The following is a 22,159-nucleotide window of genomic DNA, read 5'->3' on the forward strand; positions in this document are numbered from 1 at the left end:
GTAATTGCTGCTCAACACTTGTTTGTGGATATCGACATCAGCTGTTTGACCGCTGCGTTTGATTTTGCTTTTAAAGAAATTCATCAAAGTATTGCTTTTCTGGGCAGCAAAATCTTTTAGCTGTTGATTTTCAATCGAACCCACGCCGACTCTGTAAAACAAATCCAAGCTGGTTTTCAATTTGAAAAAATTAACCAATTCATTGACAACTGACTCGTTAAGGGTAACCTTAAGGTGTTTTAGTTTACGCGTTAATAGCTCTTTTCCATCCTCGGCAATTTTCTTGGTGTTTTCGTTCAGTACATTCCTGATCTTATTCTTTGCCCGTGACGTGGTAACATAATCAAGCCAGTTAAGAGTTGGTTTTTGATTCGGGGAGGTAATGATTTCAACCTGGTCACCGTTTTTTAATTCATAATTAAGTGGCACCAATTTTCCGTTTACCCTAGTTCCCCTTGTTTTAATGCCTATTTCAGAATGGATGCTAAAAGCAAAATCAAGCGAGGTGGCTCCTTTTGGTAAAGATTTGATGTCCCCCTTAGGCGTAAAAACATAGATTTCCTTGGAGTATAGATTCATCTTGAAATCCTCAACAAAATCTACCGCACTGGTTTCTGAATTTTCGAGGGCCTCCTTGAGCAAGTTTAGCCAATTGTCCAAACCGCCTTCTTCGGATTCTCCATTTTTGTATTTATAATGCGCTGCATAGCCTTTTTCCGCGATTTCGTCCATGCGCTCGCTTCGCACCTGCACTTCAACCCATCGGCCTTTCGGTCCCATTACCGTAATATGAAGCGCCTCGTAACCTGTAGATTTTGGTGACGAAATCCAATCGCGCAAACGACTTGGACTCGGCCTATAGTGATCAGTTACTATGGAGTATATTTTCCAGGCCAAGAATTTTTCGTCATGAGGATCTGACTTGTAAACGATTCGCAGCGCGAATTTATCATAAACTTCATCAAAACTGACGTTTTGGGCTTGCATTTTTCTTCGAATGGAATAGATAGATTTTGGGCGCCCTTTTATCACATAATCTATTCCTTCAGCATCTAACGCCGTTTTAAGGACATCTGAAATGTCTTTAATATAAGCATCTTGCTGTTCTTTGGTTTCTTTTATTTTGCTTACGATCTCATTGTAAACCTCAGGTTCGGTATATTTCAGACCTAAATCCTCTAGCTTGTTTTTTATTTTATACAAACCCAGACGGTGGGCCAGCGGCGCATAAATGTACAATGTCTCGGAAGCAATTTTAACTTGTTTATGGTTGTCCATTGACTCCATAGTTTGCATATTGTGCAATCTATCGGCTATTTTTATAAGGATTACCCTTACATCGTCATTAAGCGTCAAAAGCATTTTGCGGAAATTCTCCGCTTGCATGGACACATTCATGTCTTTTTGGACTAATGCTATTTTAGTCAAGCCCTCGACAAGCTGCGCCACTTTAGGATTGAATATTCGCTCTATGTCTTTTATGGTGGTGGGGGTGTCTTCAACCACATCATGCAATAATGCGGCAGCGATAGAAGTGGCTCCCAAACCAATTTCGGAAGCGACAATTTTTGCTACGGCAATAGGGTGGAAGATATAGGCTTCGCCTGATTTTCTCCGCTGTTCTTTATGGGCTTCTACAGAAACATCAAAAGCTTTACGGATCAGTTTCTTGTCCTCAGGAGACAAGGTTTGGTAGCTGATTCGAAGTAATTCTTTGTATTCTCGAGCAATCGCTTTATTTTCTTTTTCTATATCAATCTCGGTCATAACGGCATGGTTCAATTTCTAAAAATAACTATAAGTTTACATATATGCAATAGATAAATCAATGCTCGAAATTAAAATTATATATTCTATTTTCGCCTAGATCTACTGCAAATTTGCATCCGTTTTGATGAAATCCAAATCCTGAAAATCGTAACTGAAATCGGTCAGTTCAGAAATGGGTGCCATCTTTAGGGCAATCGCTTTTCCATTTTTATCAAATTCAAAAAATAGATGGGCATCTGCATGCAAATAAGCGTTATCCCATTTCACGACATAATTCCCTTCTTTGTAGAAAAAAACCTCTCCTTTTAGTTGCGAAGAACGCTTGGATTCGAAAAATAGTTTTCCTTTCTTCTCGCCAATCACGATGTCGCCAAACCAATTGTCTTTGTAGGTTCCGGTAATGGTGTTGAAGTCGGGTTTAACTTTGGCATTCTTGTTTTTTGCGACTGCGGCCCAAACTTCATCCGTAACTTTATCGGCGGAATCTTCATTGGCTTTTAAGCGGCTGCTGTAAAGGGCTACATAGTCTTCAGATTTTATATCGAGATAACTGTCTTTTATGGTATTGGTGATCGCGCGAAATGCAGCACCTGATTGTTGATTCGTTAATACAATAATCCCCAACTTCAATTCAGGAAAATAAGTGGTTTGCGTTACAATGCCTTCCAGGCCTCCGGTATGCGTTACTTCTTTGTATCCTTTTATGTCGCTCAAAAACCAACCTAATCCATAGGCTTTGAAATGGGAATTATATGGAGCTGCGGTGTTGATTGGTATTGTAGTTTGAGGCGTCCACATTTCGGCATGTTCTTTTGTAGAGAACAATTGTTTGCGGTCAGGACCGTATTTGCCACTGTTCATTTGCATAATTGCCCATCTGCTCAAATCATTAACGCTGGAATAAATTCCTGCGGCAGCATCAAAAAGTTGATTTTTATACCGTTTGATCACCTTCAATTTGCCATCAATAGGTACATGGGGAGCGATTATATTGGTAGTGTCTTTCAATCGAACAAATGAGGCGGCGCTGTTATTCATTTCCAGTGGTTTCATGATGCGTTCTTCCACAAAGTCGCACCAGCTTTTCCCGCTTACCACATGAATGACTTCACCAGCCACTATGTATAATAAATTGTCGTAGTCATATTTAGTCCTGAAGGCAGAAACGGGCTTCAAATATTGCAAGTTTCGAATGATGTCTTGGGCGGTAAAGTCACTTCCGTCAGGCCAAATCATTAGGTCTCCCGCGCCCAGACCAAGGCCGCTTCTATGGGTCAACAGATCGCGAATCGTAAATTCTTGGGTTACGTAATCATTATACATTCTAAAATTCGGAAGGTATTTGATGACTTTGTCATCCCATTTTATTTTCCCTTCGTCAACAAGCATAGCCAAAGAAGCGCTTGTAAACGCTTTGCTGTTTGATGCAATACCAAAAAGAGTGTTCGCATCTACTTTTTCTTTTGATTCAATCGATTTTACGCCATAGCCTTTGGCTACAACTACTTTGCCGTCCTTCACGATTGCCACTGCAATTCCAGGAACGTTAAAGGTTTTTATGGTGCGGTTGACCAATTCGTCCACTTGGACCGAGCTGATTTGGGCGAAAGATAGTGTGGTCGAAATTAATGCGATTGCTACAAATAATTTGTTTTTCATAATTTTAATTTAAGAAATTGTATTTTTTTTCAGACTGATATTTTTATTTTGGGGATTACAAATCAAAGGTAAAGCTATTTTAATCTGCGATCTAAAATCGGTTACCTACAATCAAAAATCTAAAAGCCCCGTTGCCTTTTGGCTTCAAAGATCAATATGGCGGCCGCAACAGAAACATTCATACTGTCAATTTCCCCTTGCATTGGGATAATTATATTTTGGGTGGCGGCATCACGCCATTCTTGGGTCAAACCAGTTGCCTCCGTACCCACAACCAAGGCGGTTGGATTTGTGTAATCTTGGGTATGATATGAGGTCGAATTTTGTAAAGTGGCACAATAAAAATTGATTTTTCTTTCTTTCAAAAAAGCAATGATTTCGTCAGTTGTCCCCGTGGCAATTTGGTTGGTGAACAAACAGCCTATGCTGGAACGCACAATATTAGGGTTGTAAAGATCGCTTTTCGGATTGGCAATTATCACCGCATCCAGATTGGCGGCGTCGGCAGTCCGCAATAAAGCACCAATATTCCCCGGTTTTTCGGGAGCTTCCGCGACCAAAATCAGCGGGTTGTCTGACAATATCAGATCGGACAATCGCAAGGATTTTGTTTTGGCCACAGCCAAAATGCCTTCGGTCGTATCGCGATATGCCAGCTTTTGGAAAACGTCTTTGTTGATTTCTATTTGGTCGGCAGTTTTCGCTATTTTTTTTGCTTCAATTTCAGAACATATCTCTGGGTAAAATAAGATCGTTTCAATCTCATAACCACCTTTGATGGCTATTTCGATTTCCCTTTTACCTTCGATTATAAAGGTGCCCGTTTGCTTGCGGTTTTTTGCTTTTTCTTGTAATAATACCAATGATTTTATGAATGGATTTTGAACTGAAGTGATTTGTTTCAAGATATTCTAAAATTTAATTATTATTTTTTAACAAAGATACATAGAGAAGATTCAGTTTTATAAGTTTAGAATGGAATATTTGCAAATCTGAAATGAGATTGAATAGATAAGTTTGTCAGAACACTTTTACACAACTATTTTTCTTTAATTTTGCCCCAATTGTCATTTAATCACAAAAAAATTCGGCACTCAATTTAAACCCAAAAATCATGTTTCATTTATTGGATATCATAGGAACAATTGCTTTTGCAATGTCGGGGGCATTGACTGCCATGAGTAAAAAAATGGATGGTTTTGGAGTATTTATAATTGCTTTTGTGACTGCTGTGGGAGGAGGAACGTTGCGCGATGTCATGATTGGGAGAACGCCTGTGGGATGGATGCTTGATTTGGAGTATGTTTACGTGATATGTATCGGATTTATTCTGGCCTTATTATTCAGGAAGAAATTTGACCGATTGCGGACTTCGCTCTTTCTATTTGATACTATCGGATTGGGTGTTTTTACTTTAATAGGTCTTGAAAAAGGGATTAATATTGGTTTACATCCCGTTATATGTATTGCTTTGGGAACCATGACAGCCTGTTTTGGGGGCGTGATCCGTGATATTTTATGTACCGAAATCCCAGTGATTTTCAGAAAAGAAATATACGCCACTATCTGCATACTTGGGGGTGTCGTATTTTTTGCCTTAAAAAGATTTAATCTGGACGACAATTTATTATATATATTAACCTCTTTAGTGATTATATCGGTTCGTTTAATGGCGGTCAGATTCAAATGGTATTTGCCCACTTTCGAAAATAAATAAAAAAAGGTTACTTTCACGAGGTCTAAAACTTAAGAGTGAAAAATTATTCCGTCCAAAAATATCAAGAAAGTGATTATGCTAATTGGAATGCCTTTATTGGTCAAGCCAAAAACGCTACATTTCTGTTTCATCGTGATTTTATGGAATACCATAAAGATCGATTTCAGGACAATTCCTTGATTATTTCATACAAGGACAAATGGATTGGAGTTATTCCCGCGAATAGGGTTGGGAATGAAATCTTTTCGCATCAAGGATTGACTTATGGAGGGATGGTGTATGACGAAAAATCAAAACTGTCCACGATCATCAATGCTTTCAGGGCCGTTTTGTTATTTTTGGATGCCAATGAAATAGTAAAATTGCATATAAAAACAATTCCATCTATTTATCATTCTAAACCGTCGGAGGAACTTCAATACGTTTTGTTTTTGGCTGAAGCCAAATTAGTCAGAAGGGACAGTTTGTCGGTTATAGATTTGTTACAGAAACATAAAATTTCAAAAATAAGGAAAAGAGGCATTCAGAAAGGTGTTTCAAACAAATTGGTTGTAAGGGAGGAAAACTCTTATGGGTCGTTTTGGAACGAGATATTGATTCCGAATCTGGAGGAAAAACACAGAGCAAAACCGATTCATTCCGTTGAAGAAATGGACCATTTGAAAAGTCTTTTTCCCAATTGCATTAGGCAGTTTAATGTCTATCATAATGATATAATTGTGGCGGGAACCACCATTTTTGAAAGTCAAAACGTGGCGCATTGCCAATACATTTCCAAATATGAAAAACAGAAAGATTTAGGAAGTTTAGATTTTTTGTTTCATTTTTTGATTACCGAAGTTTTCCCTAAAAAACGATTTTTTGATTTTGGAATTTCCAATGAATCACAGGGAAAAAAATTGAATGACGGGTTGTCGTATTGGAAAGAGAGTTTCGGTGCCGGTACAATCGTTCACGATTTTTATGAGGTAGATATTATTAATCATTCCAAATTAGAAAATATACTGCTGTGAAACCGGTTTTAAATTGACCAATCTGACCAACGTTAAACCTTAATCTTTAAACCAATTTTTAATGATTCCATTTCTTGATTTAAAAAAAATAAACGAACCTTATGAAACTGCTTTTCAAGAAAAATTGAAAGTAGTTTTAGATAAGGGTTGGTATATTTTGGGAGACGAAGTCAAGGAATTTGAAAGCAGTTTTGCCAAGTATTGCGGGACACAATATTGCATAGGAACGGGAAATGGTTTGGATGCTCTGGTTTTGATTTTTAAAGCCTATATTGAGTTAGGGAAACTACAAAAGGGCGATGAGGTTATCGTTCCTGCAAATACCTATATCGCTAGTATCCTGGCTATTTTGCAGACTGATTTAATTCCTGTTTTGGTCGAGCCGAAGTTGGAGACCTACAACATCGACCCCGATTTGATTTCGAAAAAAATCACTTCAAAAACCAAAGCGATTCTGGTAGTTCATTTGTACGGACAATTGGCCGAAATGGATGCGATACATGAAATTGCCGTCGCAAATGACTTGCTCCTAATTGAAGACGCGGCCCAATCTCATGGTGCTTTTTTTGAAGTCGAAGGTCAAACGTCGAAAGCTAAAGGAGCGAATGCTCAAGCATACAGTTTTTACCCCGGGAAAAACCTTGGGGCATTGGGCGATGCAGGAGCGGTTGTCACAAATGATTATGAACTCAGCAGAACCATTCAATCACTTAGGAATTACGGTTCGGAAACGAAATATTACAATGACCATATCGGTGTAAATTCAAGATTAGACGAGTTACAAGCCGCTTTTTTAAATGTGAAATTGAGTTATTTGGATTCGGATAATGAACTGAGAAGGGTAATTGCCAGAAGGTATTTAGCTGAAATAAATAATGACAAAATTGTACTTCCGTATTGGGATTTGTCCAGCAATCACGTTTTTCATTTGTTCGTTGTTCGGACAAAAAACAGAACGGAACTACAAGATTATTTGAACCGCAACGGGATACAAACAGTAATCCATTACCCAATTCCGCCACATAAGCAAAAGGCATTGTCTGAATGGAATGATTTGTCTTTCCCCATTACGGAAAAAATTCATGACGAAGTTTTAAGCCTTCCCATAAGTCCTGTTTTGACTGCGGATGAAGTCGATTATATCATAACAGTATTAAATAAATATTGATTTGGAAATTTTGAAAAAAATATACAAATCGCAACTGTTTAAAATCAGCTCTTTGAACAGTTTGAGCATCATCCTAAAAATAGGAATAGGCCTAGTGACTTCTAAATTGCTGGCGGTTTTTGTCGGGCCTAGCGGAATGGCATTGGTGGGGAACCTCCGGAACTTTATGTCTTCGTTAGAAACGGTATCAACCTTAGGATTTCAAAATGGAATAGTGAAATATGTGGCCGAAATCCAGAAAGACAAGCTGCAGCTGCAGAAATTCATTTCAACGGTTTTTATCAGTTTACTTATTGTCGCTTTACTTTTAAGCGGGATGCTGTATTTTTTCGCCGTTTTTTGGAACCACAAAATCTTCGGGAATGATTTTGAATATGATTTTGTTTTCAAAGCTTTATCACTTGCGCTGCCTTGGTATGCGGTTTCCGTTTTTTTAGTTTCTGTGCTGAATGGTTTGGGGAATTTTAAAAAAGTAATTTGGATCAATAGTATCGGGAACACCATAGGATTGCTTGTTTCAATTATCTTGATGTTGAAATATAAAACCTTTGGGGCCTTACTGTCAATCGTTATATCACCCGCTTTATTGTTTTTTGTCGCATTTTACTTTGTCAACAGGGAAATTGCCGTTTTTAAAATAATCAAGATTGCAACATTTGATTTTGGTTTTATCAAGAACCTATCGTCCTATTCCTTGATGGCGTTGGCTTCTTCCGTTATGGGGCCGTTGGTTTTTCTAATGGTACGAAACAACATCATTCAGACGCTCGACATCAATCAGGCGGGATTTTGGGAAACGATGACTAGAATATCCACTTATTATATGTTGTTTGTAAGCACTATTCTGACGGTTTATTTTTTGCCTAAACTTTCCACCGCGAAGGGTAATCAGGAGACAAAAAATATTTTTTGGAGCTATTACAAGGGGATTTTGCCTGTTTTTGTTTTTGGTGTGACCATAATTTATTTCAGCCGTTTTTTTATAATCAAATTGCTGTTCACCAAAGAGTTTTTGGCGGTAGAATCCTTGTTTTTTTGGCAATTGATGGGGGATGTTTTAAAAGCGGCCTCCCTGATTTTAGGGTATCAGTTTTTTGCCAAAAGGCTAACTGCAGCTTTTATCATATCAGAATTGGTGTCGCTCGCCCTATTCTATTTTTTAAGTGATTATTTGATGGGATGCTACGGGATTCAAGGAATAGTTATGGCTCAGGCGCTGGATAACTTTGTTTACTTGCTTATTTTAGTTGTTTATTTCAGAAAGAGTTTGTTTTAAAAACATTTGATTGGGTTCAAAAAGTAATCATTTTTTATAAGCAGCGCATATAATTATGTATTTTTACATTTAGTCGGATAAATATAAACAGTATTATTTGAATCAGAACGTGATTTAAGTAGTTTTGAAAAAACACATTAAAAATGATCCCATTATACTTCGATCCTGGAACAGGTGCTTTAATTGTTCAGTTTTTAGCAGCTGCGATAGCAGGCATTTTATTGTTTTATAGAACCGTTTTGCAAAAAATAAAATCCTTTCTTGGCCTAAAAAATAAAAAGGAAGTTGACTTTATGGATGAGGTTGATGCCGAAGAAGATAAAGAATAGATGGAGTCAAAAAGAAATACTTCCTCTTTTAGGGATCCATCAGGTTACGTTTTTATGGACGATAACAAAGTCAAACGGGCAATTAATCCGATTTATTTCAAACAGTATAATACATTAACGGACAGTGGGTTTTATAAAATGCTTTTTGAAAAAAAATATTTAATTCCACACAAAACTGATATTGTAACTCCAGAGCAAATAATTATAGAAGCGAAGAAAATTCCTTTTATAAGTTATCCTTACGAGTGGAGTTTTTTGCAATATAAACACGCCGCTTTATTGACGTTGAAAATTCAAAAATTGTGTTTGGAACATAATTTTGTATTAAAAGACGCTTCGGCCTTCAACATAAGCTTCCATCAAGGGAAACCTATTTTTATAGACACTTTATCTTTCGATTTTTACCAAGAAAATAATCCGTGGATAGCTTATAAGCAATTTATACAGCACTTTTTAGGGCCTTTGGTTTTGACAAAATATTATGGGCACCATCATTTGAAAACTTTGGCTAATAACCTGGAAGGAATTTCGTTACGGACGCTTTCTAAATCATTGCCTTTGAAAAGTTATTTGAGCCCTACAATTTTGACTAATATTCACTTATTGGCCAGTTTTGACAAGAAATATGAATCTGACAAGAAAACAGTAAGCAACAATTTGTCGAAATCTTCGCAGATAAAATTAATTGATGGACTGTATGATTATATCTTGACTTTATCGGTTAACGAAAAAACGGAATGGGATGATTATTATAATCAAATCAATTATAAAGAAACAGCTTATCAATTCAAGAAGGAGGTTGTTAAGGATTGGTTTAAATCAATAAAAGGGAAATCTCTGATCGATATTGGCGGAAACGATGGCGCTTTCTCCAGAGAATTGAAAGACGGTGCGCAGTTTGTAATTGTTGCCGATGTTGATGCAAATGCAGTTGAACAAAATTATAAGCAGTTAATGAAAAATAGGGAAAAATCGATTCTTCCTATCGTTATTGATATTCTAAATCCACCTGCAAGTTACGGATTCAATAATCAGGAATGCTCTTCATTTATGGATAGGGTGATAGACCAGCACCTAGATGGCTGTTTAGCTTTGGCAGTGATTCATCATATAACCTTATCTGGAAATGTTCCTTTTAAGTTATCGGCTCAGTTTTTTTCTCAAATGGCGCCAAATCTATTAATTGAGTTTCCCACAAGAGATGATTCTTGGGTACGCTTTTTACTGGACAGTAAAAGAGAATTCAAAGATCATTTTGATTTTTACAATGAAGAAAATTTCGAGAAGGAATATGCCGTTTATTTCGAAATTATGAAGAAAGAAAAAATTTCTGATTCCGAAAGAATTTTATACAGTTTAAAGCGCCTATAATCAAAATTTACATTTTTGAAATGAAATTTAATATCAAAGACAATTTTAATGACTTTTTGAATAATGCGAAGGATTACCCTTTGCTAGCGGGTTTTATTTCGGGTTTTTATCCGATGGTTTTTTATTATTCGAATAATTACGAATCAATAAATTCATATCAACACTTTTTGTTTTTTTGCGCTGTTTTTTTGATCGTTCCTTCAGTAGGGACTTACTTTATCTATAAAATATTTTGTCGATTGCCGCAATTAAAACCTTACACAAGGCATCTTCTATTTGTGCTAGTCATTGAAGTTACAGCGATATTTCTTTCACAAGTTTATTATTTGACCATTAAAAAAAAGTTGTTGCTAGTACTGTTAATGGGGGTGATTTATCTGTCTTTTAAATTTTACAATTCCTATAAAAAAATAATGCTATTTGTAGCGCTTTTGTCCCTAATCCCTTTTGTGAAGTGTTTAGATATAATAATTTATAAGCAGCTAAATAATACTGTCGGTTGGATGAAGCAAGTGGACGATATTGAAAAAATCAAATTCGTTAAAACCCCAAATGTTTATTTATTGGAGCCTGATGGATATGCAAGTGAGGAGGCAATGCAAGACTATCCTTATAATTATAAAGACACTTTATATGATTGGTTAACAGCTAATTCGTTTACCTTATATGAAGGCAGCAGAAGTAATTATCCTGCTAGTTTAGCATCGAATGCATCGATGTTTGCAATGAAGCATCACTATTTAGAAAAAATTCCATCATCGCCATTTGAAATGCAAGATGCGAGGAATATCATTGTAGGGAATAATCCTGTTGTGGCTATTTTTAAGAATAATAATTACAAAACGCATTTCATTGTTGAAGATGGGTACTTTCAACAAAGTTTTCAAAAGGGGAACTATGATTATTTCAACATAAAAAACTCCGAAATACCTTTTTTTAGTAATGATAATAACGCGAAGAAAGACGTTTTTAAAGATTTACAAAGTTGTATTCAAAGTGACAAAGAAAAGGAAAGACCGAAGTTTTACTTCGTAGAAAAACTATTTCCCCATCATATCGATTATGATGGTTCGGGCAAGGAAAATGAGCGCAAAATTTACTTGGAAAGAGTAGAAATTGCAAACAGTTGGCTTCGTAAAACGATTGGTTTAATTGTAAAAAATGATCCGACTGGAATTATCATTATTGCTGCCGATCATGGTGGATGGGTTGGAATCGAAAATGTGAAGGAAATGTTTTCAACAAATGATCCTAAACTGCTACAATCTATTTTCGGTAATTTATTGGCTATAAAATGGAATGATGATGGTCACTCTGGTTATGATGTAAATCTGAAGTCAAATGTGAATATCTTTAGAGTTTTGTTTTCCTATTTGGGTGGGAATAAAATTTGGTTAGAGCAGCTGGAAGAGGATGCGAGTTACAATATTCATCAAGATGGTTTATTTTTTAAAAAAGGGACTAAAGTTATAGACTAATTTTAAATGAATCTACCTTTCATTTCGATTGAATAATTTCGTAAACAAAATTTTAGCCTGCAAGTTTGTCTCAATTGTTTCCCCAAGTCTCTAAATAACGATTTGCAATTATTTTGTAATCATGTTCCTTTTCGATAAATGTTCTGGCACGTTTTCCAATGGCCATTATTTCTTCAGGGTTATCTATCAGACCAGATAGTTCTTTAACCAAATAATCAACATCTGCTAACGCATTTACACATACCCTTTCGTTTAGATTATAATGTGCCGTAAATTCTTTTTCGGCACCTGTAAACACAACCTTCCCTTTGGCCATGGCCTCGAGTGCATTATAGCCTTGGTCATACGAGTAGGCTTGATCCAGTAATATGTTCGCTTTATTGTAAAGTTCAATATAAGTGGCATAAGGAATACTTCGAGTAGTGATTATTTCTACTTTGTCAGCATATTTTTTCTCAATTACTTCCAGTGCCTTTTCAAAAAAAGCATTCCCTTTTTTATAGTAATTGGCCTCATTGATTCCATGAAAAATAATGACTTTGTTATCAATAAGCAAAGGACTGTATTCGTTTTTGTCGACGTTGATTGGGTAGGGAATCAGCGGAACAGCCTTAGGGTGATTTTCCAGAGGAATGGCATAATCGAGATCAGCTGGAATTACTGCCGAAATATTTTCATAAACGTATTTGTGTAATTCTTCAAATGGTTTTGTAACATAGCGCAGTGTGTACTGGCAATGTCCTAAATTAGGATTCTCTTTGCAAGGAGTTAAAACTGAATATCTGAATTTGTCCTCAAGCATGTGCTTTACACTGACGTAATCGTCGCCACAGGAAGAAAGAAATATTTTTTTGTTATTTTTGAAAAGATACTGCAATATTTTTTTTTCTAAAACCACATTGGATTGCAAGGGATATTCATTCACCAACTGAACGACATCAAAACCAGTTAGTTTTTTTCTGTTTGCATAGAATCGAAAAGCAATTTCAATTTGGGCCACATCTATTTTAAATAACCTGAAAATGCCCTGTCTGATTTTATTTAAAAAGCAACCTTTTTTAAAGGTTTTGGCGTAGACTGAAATGTCCAATGGGTAATTTTTGAAATCATTATCCCCAATGATTACGACATCATGTCCAAGAGCCACTAAGCCTTCTTTTAATGAATTATGGAACCTGCTGTACTCACCAACCAATAAAATCCTCATGAATAGTTATATTTGTTTTCGAAATTAGGGATTTTGGCTTATGACTCAAAAGAAAATATACAAAATATGTCTTATTAGCGAACAATTGGCTACTGGAGGAGCCGAACGTTGTGCCGTCTTGTTATCTCAGTTTTTCGAAAGTAAGAACATTAGCGTTCATCACATCGTAGTTTTAGACAAAATTGAATATGAATTTTCAGGAGAGCTATTGAATTTGGGTATTCATAAAAATGCCTCTAATGGAATCTTCAACAAACTGAAAAGGTTTTGGATACTTAGAGAATACCTAAAGAAGCACTCTTTTGATTTTATTATTGATTTTAGGGTAAAGAACCACCAGTTTCAGGAACTGATAATTACAAAATTGATTTATAATTCCCCCTATGTAATGACTATTCATAGCTATATGACCGAATTGTATTTTCCTAAATGGCAGTTTTTGGCGAGGAAAATATATGCGGAGGCTTATGGAATAGTTACAGTTTCTGAAAAAATAAAAGAAAGAATCTCTAAGGAATTGAGCTATGAGAAACTCAGGGTAATTTACAATCCAATTTCTATTGAAGATATTCAAAAACGATCTAAAGAAAAAAATAATTTAGATTTTGATTATGTTTTGGGAGTCGGAAGGATGGATGATAATATCAAGCAGTTCGATAAATTAATCACTGCCTATTCTAAATCTATCCTGCCACGGCAGAAAATAAAGTTGGTTTTGCTGGGTGATGGGCCTTTTCGTAAAAAGCTCGAAGAGCATGTAAAGTTTCAAGCCCTCGAAGAACATGTTCAGTTCATTGGCTGGAAGGAAAATCCTTTTCCGTATATGAAAAAGGCATTATTCACCATTTTGTCAAGTAAGAATGAAGGATTTGGAAATGTTCTCGTGGAGTCACTAGCTTGTCAAACACCTGTTGTTTCCTTTGATTGTCTTTCGGGTCCAAGTGAAATCATAACCAATAAATACAATGGGCTTTTGGTAAAAAATCAGAATGTGGAAAAATTGGCCCAAGCCATAAATTTGATGATTGAAGACAAAGAATTGTATCGGTTTTGTAAGCAGAATGCATTGGATAGCGTTCTTAGGTTTTCATTGGAAAATATAGGGAATCAATGGTTGGATTATTTGAAAATTGATGTAAGTTAGCATTATGAATATAGAATTGATTGATATTCCAAAAATAGGAAATGTCCTCGGAAACATTGGCGTAATTGAGAATGGTACAATGCCTTTTGAGATGAAGCGAGTATATTATTTATATGATATTCCGAGTTCAGCAAAAAGGGGCGGGCACGCTCATAAGAGTCTGGTTCAAGTGTTGATCGCTATTTCAGGAAGTTTTGATGTGCTGTTGAACGATGACGTTTCTGAGCGCAAAGTGACGCTAAACAAACCTAATGTTGGTCTATTGATTAATAATAATATCTGGAGGGAATTAGAAAACTTTTCTTCGGGAGCTGTTTGCCTGGTTATTGCTTCGGCCGTTTATGATGAAGAGGACTATATTCGGGATTACGACGACTATTTAAACCATATTAAAACGATCCGTACGTTGTAAAACGGAAACCTTTTTGAACAAAAAAACGCTTTGTTTTTTTTATAAGTTTAAGCACGGAAGGGCTCACATTTAGTAGTAGTCGCTGTTTGTAATTTAATCCCGAAATAATGGGGTCAGCATTTATTCCTTTTTTTAATGCTTTATAGCTCTTTTTGTCATTCTCAATCCGATACATTTTTGCGAATATGTATCTGTGGAAATCCAAATATTTTTTTAAGCTTACATTGTTTTTAGCCAAAACTTCATAGCTGTCAAAATCTGGAATTACCTTGTTTCGTATAGGTGTATTTGTAATTTGATTTTCGGAATCCATTGTGTACTTAACGAGCGCGTCAGGGGAATAAGCTAATGTAAAAGAATGATTAGCTCTAATGTTAAAATCGATATCTTCACCAAAAGTTATCTGCTCATTATAAAACCCGATTTCTTCAAAAACAGATTTCTCCACACATAAACTTGACGGACAATACATAGGTTGGCATAAACTTGCTTCAAAGAAGTTTTGAATTATGTTTTCGCTTTTTATATTCGTTTTTGGAGGCAGTGCCACTGAATTGGAGTAGATTTCTAAATAATTAGTAGCGAATAATTTAGCTTCAGGGAATTTTTGGGTTAAAGAAAATATCTTCTCCAAGAAATTGGAATCCCAAATGTCGTCGGCATCTAAAAAAGCGATAAATTTCGCTTCGGCGTTTTTTATACCAGTATTCCTTGTTGCAGAAAGGCCTTGGTTTTTTTCGTGCTGGATTGTTTTTATTTTGGCATAAGCCAATGATGTTGCAAAACTAAAACTATTATCTGTTGATGCATCATCAATCAGTAATACTTCAAAGTCCGCAAAAGTTTGATTGAGAACACTTTTTAGCGTAGCCTCGATGAATTTTTCCTTATTGAAAAGCGGAATGACGACCGTGAAAAAAGGCATTTATTTACTGTTTAGATAACAAAAATAGCCAATTTTGTAGCTGTCAAATATAAATAGGGATGGTTTTTTCGAAGTTAAATTTTCTTCTAATCTTGATTTAAGCCTTTGAAACAATTTCGAAACCAAAAAGTCCATTTTTAAAAGACGCAGGTTTTTGTGGGTTTTCATGATTTTGCTGTCGATTTCAAAAGATGGATTTGCTTTGGAAATAGATAAAAGGGTTTCAAGCGCGGTCATTGTTTTAGACAAAAATAGTGCTGAAGTATCTAAATTCAAATGCAACAAAGGATTTTCAATATGTTTAATATCAATGCCGTTTGATTTCAGGGTTTGTACGAAAGTATAGTCTTCATAACCATATTCGTCAATTTTTTCGTCAAATAAAAACCTTTCAAAAATGGTCTTTTTTATTAAGAGATTGGACACGAACGCAGTTTTGTACGGCTGTTTTATTCGTTGCTGTAAAGCGATGGCTTCTCTTTTTTGGCCATAAACCCAACGTAGTAATTGGTCTTGCTGTGGTTTGTCTCTGGAGTATATGATTCCGCCAAAAAAAGCATCTTTTGCGGAGGTGTTAATTTGACTAATGTACTTTGAAATATAATTGATTTTTTCAGGAAAGGTGTCACAATCCAAGAACAATAACCAGTCGTAATTTGACTTGGTGGCAAGCAAATTCCTGATTTTGCTTCTTCCTATGTTTTGTGGTAATTCAGTAAGTGAACAATTGGATAATAGCGAAATCAAATTATTGTTCGTCTTGAATTGGCTCGACGCATCGTCTATACAGACGATTTCAAAATCAATTTCAGACTCCAAACACTGTTTGTGCAATTCCTGAACTAATGGATATGCATTGTAATTGTATATTGGAATAAGAATAGACAGCATTACACCGTTCTCTGAACCACTTCGAAGATTTTAGAGTCTTCACATTTCAATGTCTTTGAAGGGAATTTCATCAATAAAGCGTAATCGTGAGTGGCCATTATGATCGTTTTCCCGTTGGCGTTTATGCTTCTCAATACCTCAAGAACTTCGGCACTCGTTTGCGGATCCAGATTTCCCGTTGGCTCATCGGCAAGGATGAGTTCGGGGTCATTTAGAAGGGCTCTAGCGATAGCGACACGTTGTTGTTCGCCACCTGAGATTTGATGCGGCATTTTGTTTGCATATTCTTTCATGCCCACTTTGTCCAAAACTTCGTCAATTTTACGAGTCATGTCATCCCTATCAAGCCAACCGGTTGCTTTTAAAACAAATAACATATTGTCTTTGATGGAACGATCGGGCAACAATTTGAAATCTTGGAATACAATGCCAATTTTTCTTCTCAAAAACGGAATGTCGTTTTCTTTTAAAGTCACCAAATCATAATCGACAATATGTCCTTCACCTTCTGTCAAAGGCAAATCAGCGTAGAGCGTTTTCATTAGGCTACTTTTTCCTGATCCTGTTTTTCCAATGATGTATAAAAATTCACCATGGTTTACTTCCAAATCTATGTTTGATAAAATAACTTTATCTTCTTGATAAATGGTTGCGTTTTTTAAAGACAGGACAGCTTGAGACATATATTTGCGTTTGTTTATTGGGTAAAAGTAATTATCAATTGTCAATTATCAATTATCAATTAGGATTTTTTTTATTTTTTGTTAAAACATTTGTTCATAATAAAACCGAATCACAATCCGTTATAGTCGATAGTTATAATACATTTGAATATTAAAAAAAAACCAAAATGCGTAAATTTTCCTGGCTCTTCTTTTTATTGATTTTTGTTAGATCTTTTACGGTTTCAGCACAAAAATCAGCAATTTACACCCATGATTTAGCAGATTTCAATAAGGCGCTTTCGTTGTTCAACGATATGCAATATGCCTCTGCCCAAATTATTTTCGAAAAAGTAAAATTGGAAACGAATGATGACGAACTGAAATCGGATTGTGCTTATTATGATGCCACTTGCGCCATTCGCCTGAATCGTGCTAACGCCGATATTTTGATGGAAAAATTCATTTCAGACTATCCTACGAGCGCCAAGAGCAACCAAGCATTTATAGAAGTGGCGCACTATTATTTTGATCAGGGGAATTATCCGCAAGCGCTGCAGTGGTTTGAAAAAGTTGACGAAAGCCAATTGAGCAATAGAGACAGGGATAAATTTAATTTCCAAAAAGGCTACGCTTTTTTTAGTTCCAAGAACAAAAAAGAGGCTACAACGTACTTTAACAAAGTGGTAAACTCAGCTGAATATGGTTCACAAGCCAAGTATTATCTGGGTTTTATTGCCTACGAAGGAGACGATTACAAGGAAGCGTCAAAATATTTTGACGAAGTTTCAGGAGAAGAAAAATACAAAGAGAAGCTTTCGTACTATCAGGCAGACATGAACTTTAAGCTTGGTAATTTTCAAAAGGCAATCGAGTTGGGCGAAAAAGCAATGGCTAAGTCATCCGCCGTTGAAAAGTCGGAATTGAATAAAATAATCGGCGAAAGCTACTTTAATCTAAAGCAATATGACAAAGCGATTCCTTATTTGGCCGCTTACAAAGGGAAAAAAGGAAGATGGAATAATACAGATTTTTACCAGTTGGGATATGCGTATTACAAGCAAAATGATTTTGAAAATGCCATTTCGCAATTCAACAAAATCATTAACGGTAAAGATTTTGTGGCACAAAATGCCTATTATCATTTAGGGGAAAGTTATTTGAAATTGGACAAAAAGCAAGAAGCTCTGAATGCGTTTAAGAATGCATCCGAAATGTCGTTTGACACCGCGATACAAGAAGACGCCAGCCTGAATTATGCCAAATTAAGCTATGAAATAGGGAATTCATACCAGACTGTTCCAGCGGTTTTATTGGGTTTTATAAAAAAATACCCGAATAATGCCAGCCGTTCCGTAATTGAAAAATTATTGATCGATTCGTATATATCTTCCAAAAATTATAAGGAAGCATTGGTTTTATTGGAAAAAAACAAAAGCCCAGAAAACAAGCTTGCGTACCAAAAAGTTACATTTTATAGAGGTTTGGAATTGTATGCCGACAGAAATTACCAAGAGGCAGCAACCATGTTCCAAAAATCAATCGATGGGCAAATAGATGCTGATTTTGCAGCCAGAGCCACTTTTTGGAAAGCAGAAACGGAATACGTTCTGGATGATTACAAAAACGCCCTATTGAGTTATAAGCAATTCGCCGGTTCATCCCGCGGTCGTAACGCTCCGGAATATATAAACATCAATTACAATATTGCATATGCTTATTTCAAATTGAAAGAATACGATCAAGCTGGAGATTATTTCCAAAATCAGATCGACGCGGTAAAAGACGACAAAGTGCGATTGAACGATTCCTACTTGAGATTGGGAGATTGCCGATTTGTAACTTCAAAATATTGGCCAGCCATGGAAGCTTACAATAAAGTAATCGAATCTAGAGGTGTCGATGCTGATTACGCTTTTTATCAAAAAGCGCTATGTTATGGCTTTATCGCCAAAAACGACAAAAAAATTGAAGAGTTGAATTCATTTTTGCAATTGTACCCAAAATCAAGTTACCGTGACGACGCGATGTATGAATTAGCGAACACTTATGTGGCCAACAAGCAGCAGGATCTTGCCTTGAAAACTTTTGACCGATTAATAGGGGAGTATAAGAACGGTTCTTACACGGCAAAATCAATTTTAAGACAAGGTTTGATTTATTACAATTCAGACAGAAACAATGAGGCTTTAAACAAATTCAAGAAAGTGGCCGCTGAATTCCCTAAAACCCCTGAAGCATTGGAAGCGGTTTCGACAGCAAGGTTGATTTATGTTGATGGAGGCAGGGTAGACGAATATGCTACCTGGGTACGAACTTTAGATTTCGTTACGGTTACGGATGTGGAACTGGACAACGATTCTTATGAATCAGCAGCAAAACAATTCGAACAAAACAATATTAAGCAAGCCATTTCGGGATTCAATGCTTACATCTCCAGCTTTCCAAGAGGGATGCATTCATTGCAGGCAAATTTTTATTTGGCGCAAGCCTATTATTCTGAAGGGCAAAAAGACAAGTCCATTTCGAATTACCAATACGTTATTGACCAGCCAAGAAGCGAATTCACGGAGCAGTCTTTGGTGCGATTGTCACAGGTATTATTGGATAACAACGAAAAAGCGAAAGCTATTCCTGTATTGCTTCGTTTAGAAAATGAAGCTGATTTCCCTCAAAACAAAGTGTTTGCGCAGTCTAATTTGATGAAATGTTATTATGACAAAAAAGACTATTACAATTCGGTTGTCTATGCCGAGAAAGTTTTGAATAATGCCAAAACGGATGATAATGTAAAAAGTGATGCTCAAATTATCATCGCTCGTTCAGCAATGCAAACGGGGGATGAAGCGAAAGCCAGATCGGGTTACGCTAAACTTCTTACTATTGCGAAAGGAGAATTGGCAGCCGAAGCATTGTATTATGACGCTTATTTTAAAAATAAGGATGGGAAATTTGAATCTTCAAATGTTGCGGTTCAAAAGCTTGCTAAAAATTATTCCAGTTACCGCTATTTTGGAGCGAAGGGACTGATTCTTATGGCTAAAAACTTCTACGGACTGAAAGACAGTTTTCAAGCGACTTATATTCTGGATAATGTCATTCAAAATTTCACTGACTTCCCTGATGTTGTTTCAGAAGCAAAAAGGGAATTGGACGCAATTAAAATGGAAGAGTCCAAAACGAATTCATCGATAACGAATTAGGAACATTTAAGACAACTTGAATAATGTGGTTGTTGTGAATTTAAAATTGTTTAAAAATGACTATTCCTTTTTATATTATAGATGTATTTACTGAAAAAAAATATGCTGGAAATCAGCTGGCTGTTTTTTTAAACGCAGCTGATTTAACGACGGATCAAATGCAGCAAATAGCACGCGAAATTAATTTTGCCGAAAGCACCTTTGTTACACTAATAGCTGCCGAGGATAATAAAGCAACAATTAGAATTTTCACTCCGGCACACGAAATGAGATTTGCAGGACATCCTATAATAGGAACTTCATGGGTGTTGATGAATAAAGTATTCAAACATCAGCCTAATGAAATTGAATTAAAAGTTCCAATAGGAGAAATTCGGGTTCGTCAGGCCAAAGATTTGGTTTGGTTAAAAGCAGCTCAGCCAGATTTCCTAGATATTTTTATAAAGGAGGATTTTGAGACTTTTAGTAATTTGAAGGTGAGTGATTTTGATAATCGTTTTGTGGTTCAGGAAGTAACCACTGGAAGTGCTTTTATCATGGTGCCACTTAAAGATAAAGAGACCTTAAACGCGGTGAAACTAGATAAAGATAAAACAGAAGAATGGCTTAAAGAAAAATGTAAAACGGAACACAAAGCTTTGTATTTTTTTAGTTTAGAGGATGAAATGCTTAGCAGTAGAATGTTATGTTTAGAAAACAATCAGCTTATGGAAGATGCAGCGACAGGAAGTGCTAGTACTTGTTTGCAAGCTTTTTTATTGAAATATCACTCAACTGAAATAAAAATGGTAAACAATCAGGGGGAATACATCAATAGAAATTCTCAAATATATTTTGATGGGAAAAGAGAGGAGAACCTTTTTGATATAAACATAGGTGGTCAAACTCAGTTTGTGGCCCAAGGAGAATGGGAAGTAGTTTAAAAAAATAAGATAACAGTACAAATAAGATAATTTAGGGAAAAGGTATATAGCATCTTGCATGCCTTTTTTATAATAAAACAAAAAACTATGAAATTTAATTTCCAAAATAAAATTACAATTACCCTTTTTCTGGTTGCCTTCCAGTTTTCATTTGCTCAGAAAAAGGAAGAAAACATTGGGTCCGAAGTGGTCAATGTAGTTAAGCCTTATACGCCAACGTTATCTGATGCATTCAAGGTGCAAGAAACCCCTGTGCTCGACGACGAGGGAAATGCCAAAAAAGAAAAGATTAATTATTCTATTTTCTCTTTCCCGGTTGCTTCCACTTTTACGCCTTCCAAAGGAAAAGCGGAAGGGGTCGATAAAACGAAACAGGCCCATTTGTATGATAATTATGCGACCTTGGGATTTGGGAATTTCAGAACACTCAACGCCGAATTGTTCGTGAACCAGGATTTGGGGAATAACGATTATGTGGGGGGGATGTTTCGCCATCTTTCTTCGCAAGGGGGGATAAAAGATGTTGAATTGGATGATCGTTTTTATAATACATCGATCGATTTAACTTACGGGGCAAATACTAATGCACTGTCTTGGAACCTGGATTTGGGTTATAAAAACCAAGTGTATAATTGGTACGGTTTGCCATCTGGGTTTGGTGACAACTTATCCTCAACTGACCGCGCTTTTTTGGTAAACGGAATTGATCCGCAGCATGTGTATAATACCTATTCTTTTGGAGGGAAAATTGATTTTAATGAGGGGATTCTTAACGATGCCAACATGAAATTTAGTCATTTCACGGATACGTTTGGTTCGGCTGAAAACAGGTTTTACATCAAACCTTCTTTGCAGTTTGACATAATGGAGGAGTCCATAAAAACGAATATAATAGTAGATTATGTGGGTGGGTCTTTCGATAAAAATTACTCAAATACAAATACGGAGCCTTTAAAATATGGTTTTACTAATTTTGGAATCACTCCTACTTTTGTGATGGAAGAGGACGAT

Annotated in this window: 18 protein-coding genes and 1 pseudogene; 12 read left to right on the forward strand and 7 right to left on the reverse strand. The window is 36.1% G+C overall.

What is annotated here, in order from left to right; genetic code table 11:
* The 3 genes from VIH09_RS00810 to VIH09_RS00820 all read right to left on the reverse strand — a co-directional run.
* The coding region (locus tag VIH09_RS00810; protein ID WP_331576891.1) for a RelA/SpoT family protein at window positions 1–1,767 on the reverse strand (1,767 nt) is incomplete at its 3' end.
* 102 nt (window positions 1,768–1,869) lie between these two features.
* Window positions 1,870–3,429: a serine hydrolase gene (locus VIH09_RS00815; protein WP_331576893.1), complete on the reverse strand. Its 1,560-nt coding sequence runs from the start codon at window positions 3,427–3,429 to the stop codon at window positions 1,870–1,872.
* Between the two features lie 119 nt (window positions 3,430–3,548).
* A complete protein-coding gene (locus VIH09_RS00820; protein ID WP_331576895.1) occupies window positions 3,549–4,334 on the reverse strand; it encodes an RNA methyltransferase in 786 nt (261 codons plus the stop codon).
* 209 nt (window positions 4,335–4,543) lie between these two features.
* On the opposite strand from VIH09_RS00820, the gene VIH09_RS00825 reads away from it, so the two are divergent.
* From VIH09_RS00825 to VIH09_RS00855, 7 genes are all read left to right on the forward strand, one after another.
* Window positions 4,544–5,146 carry a trimeric intracellular cation channel family protein gene (locus VIH09_RS00825; protein ID WP_331576897.1) on the forward strand — a complete coding sequence of 201 codons (603 nt, stop codon included), beginning with the start codon at window positions 4,544–4,546 and terminating at the stop codon, window positions 5,144–5,146.
* Between the two features lie 35 nt (window positions 5,147–5,181).
* On the forward strand, window positions 5,182–6,159 hold the full coding sequence (locus VIH09_RS00830; protein ID WP_331576899.1) for a GNAT family N-acetyltransferase: 978 nt from the start codon (window positions 5,182–5,184) through the stop codon (window positions 6,157–6,159).
* Between the two features lie 61 nt (window positions 6,160–6,220).
* Entirely contained in the window at window positions 6,221–7,327 is a 1,107-nt protein-coding gene (locus VIH09_RS00835) for a DegT/DnrJ/EryC1/StrS family aminotransferase (RefSeq protein ID WP_331576901.1), read from the forward strand.
* A gap of 10 nt (window positions 7,328–7,337) precedes the next feature.
* Window positions 7,338–8,603, forward strand: a complete 1,266-nt coding sequence (locus tag VIH09_RS00840; protein WP_331576903.1) for an O-antigen translocase — start codon at window positions 7,338–7,340, stop codon at window positions 8,601–8,603.
* A gap of 143 nt (window positions 8,604–8,746) precedes the next feature.
* Window positions 8,747–8,932, forward strand: a complete 186-nt coding sequence (locus VIH09_RS00845) for a hypothetical protein (protein ID WP_331576905.1) — start codon at window positions 8,747–8,749, stop codon at window positions 8,930–8,932.
* Window positions 8,933–10,303 carry a class I SAM-dependent methyltransferase gene (locus VIH09_RS00850; protein WP_331576907.1) on the forward strand — a complete coding sequence of 457 codons (1,371 nt, stop codon included), beginning with the start codon at window positions 8,933–8,935 and terminating at the stop codon, window positions 10,301–10,303.
* Window positions 10,304–10,806: 503 nt separating this feature from the next.
* On the forward strand, window positions 10,807–11,781 hold the full coding sequence (locus VIH09_RS00855) for a hypothetical protein (protein ID WP_331576909.1): 975 nt from the start codon (window positions 10,807–10,809) through the stop codon (window positions 11,779–11,781).
* A 70-nt stretch (window positions 11,782–11,851) separates the two neighbouring features.
* On the opposite strand, the gene VIH09_RS00860 is transcribed toward VIH09_RS00855, so the two are convergent.
* On the reverse strand, window positions 11,852–12,988 hold the full coding sequence (locus tag VIH09_RS00860) for a glycosyltransferase (protein ID WP_331576911.1): 1,137 nt from the start codon (window positions 12,986–12,988) through the stop codon (window positions 11,852–11,854).
* A gap of 40 nt (window positions 12,989–13,028) precedes the next feature.
* On the opposite strand from VIH09_RS00860, the gene VIH09_RS00865 reads away from it, so the two are divergent.
* On the forward strand, window positions 13,029–14,132 hold the full coding sequence (locus tag VIH09_RS00865; RefSeq protein WP_331576913.1) for a glycosyltransferase: 1,104 nt from the start codon (window positions 13,029–13,031) through the stop codon (window positions 14,130–14,132).
* A gap of 4 nt (window positions 14,133–14,136) precedes the next feature.
* On the forward strand, window positions 14,137–14,544 hold the full coding sequence (locus VIH09_RS00870) for an FdtA/QdtA family cupin domain-containing protein (protein ID WP_331576915.1): 408 nt from the start codon (window positions 14,137–14,139) through the stop codon (window positions 14,542–14,544).
* Here VIH09_RS00870 and VIH09_RS00875 read toward each other — a convergent pair.
* From VIH09_RS00875 to VIH09_RS00885, 3 genes are read right to left on the reverse strand one after another with little or no spacing between them, the layout of a single operon-like run.
* The gene (locus tag VIH09_RS00875) at window positions 14,522–15,469 is read right to left on the reverse strand and encodes a glycosyltransferase family 2 protein (protein ID WP_331576917.1); all 948 of its coding nucleotides are present in this window, start codon (window positions 15,467–15,469) and stop codon (window positions 14,522–14,524) included. The two genes, VIH09_RS00870 and VIH09_RS00875, sit on opposite strands and share 23 nt — an antisense overlap.
* Window positions 15,470–16,360 carry a glycosyltransferase family 2 protein gene (locus VIH09_RS00880; protein WP_331576919.1) on the reverse strand — a complete coding sequence of 297 codons (891 nt, stop codon included), beginning with the start codon at window positions 16,358–16,360 and terminating at the stop codon, window positions 15,470–15,472.
* Complete coding sequence (locus tag VIH09_RS00885; RefSeq protein ID WP_331576921.1) at window positions 16,360–17,043, reverse strand: cell division ATP-binding protein FtsE; 684 nt, start codon at window positions 17,041–17,043, stop codon at window positions 16,360–16,362. Before VIH09_RS00885 ends, VIH09_RS00880 begins: the two co-directional genes overlap by 1 nt.
* A gap of 167 nt (window positions 17,044–17,210) precedes the next feature.
* Between VIH09_RS00885 and VIH09_RS00890 the strand changes: the two genes are divergently transcribed.
* From VIH09_RS00890 to VIH09_RS00900, 3 genes and pseudogenes are all read left to right on the forward strand, one after another.
* Window positions 17,211–20,225 carry a tetratricopeptide repeat protein gene (locus tag VIH09_RS00890; RefSeq protein ID WP_331576923.1) on the forward strand — a complete coding sequence of 1,005 codons (3,015 nt, stop codon included), beginning with the start codon at window positions 17,211–17,213 and terminating at the stop codon, window positions 20,223–20,225.
* 56 nt (window positions 20,226–20,281) lie between these two features.
* Window positions 20,282–21,148 carry a PhzF family phenazine biosynthesis protein gene (locus VIH09_RS00895; protein ID WP_331576924.1) on the forward strand — a complete coding sequence of 289 codons (867 nt, stop codon included), beginning with the start codon at window positions 20,282–20,284 and terminating at the stop codon, window positions 21,146–21,148.
* An 87-nt stretch (window positions 21,149–21,235) separates the two neighbouring features.
* Window positions 21,236–22,159, forward strand: a pseudogene (locus tag VIH09_RS00900) (TonB-dependent receptor); the annotation flags it as partial.

Origin of the sequence: Flavobacterium sp. (assembly GCF_036515215.1) — a bacterium.
Lineage (GTDB): Bacteria > Bacteroidota > Bacteroidia > Flavobacteriales > Flavobacteriaceae > Flavobacterium.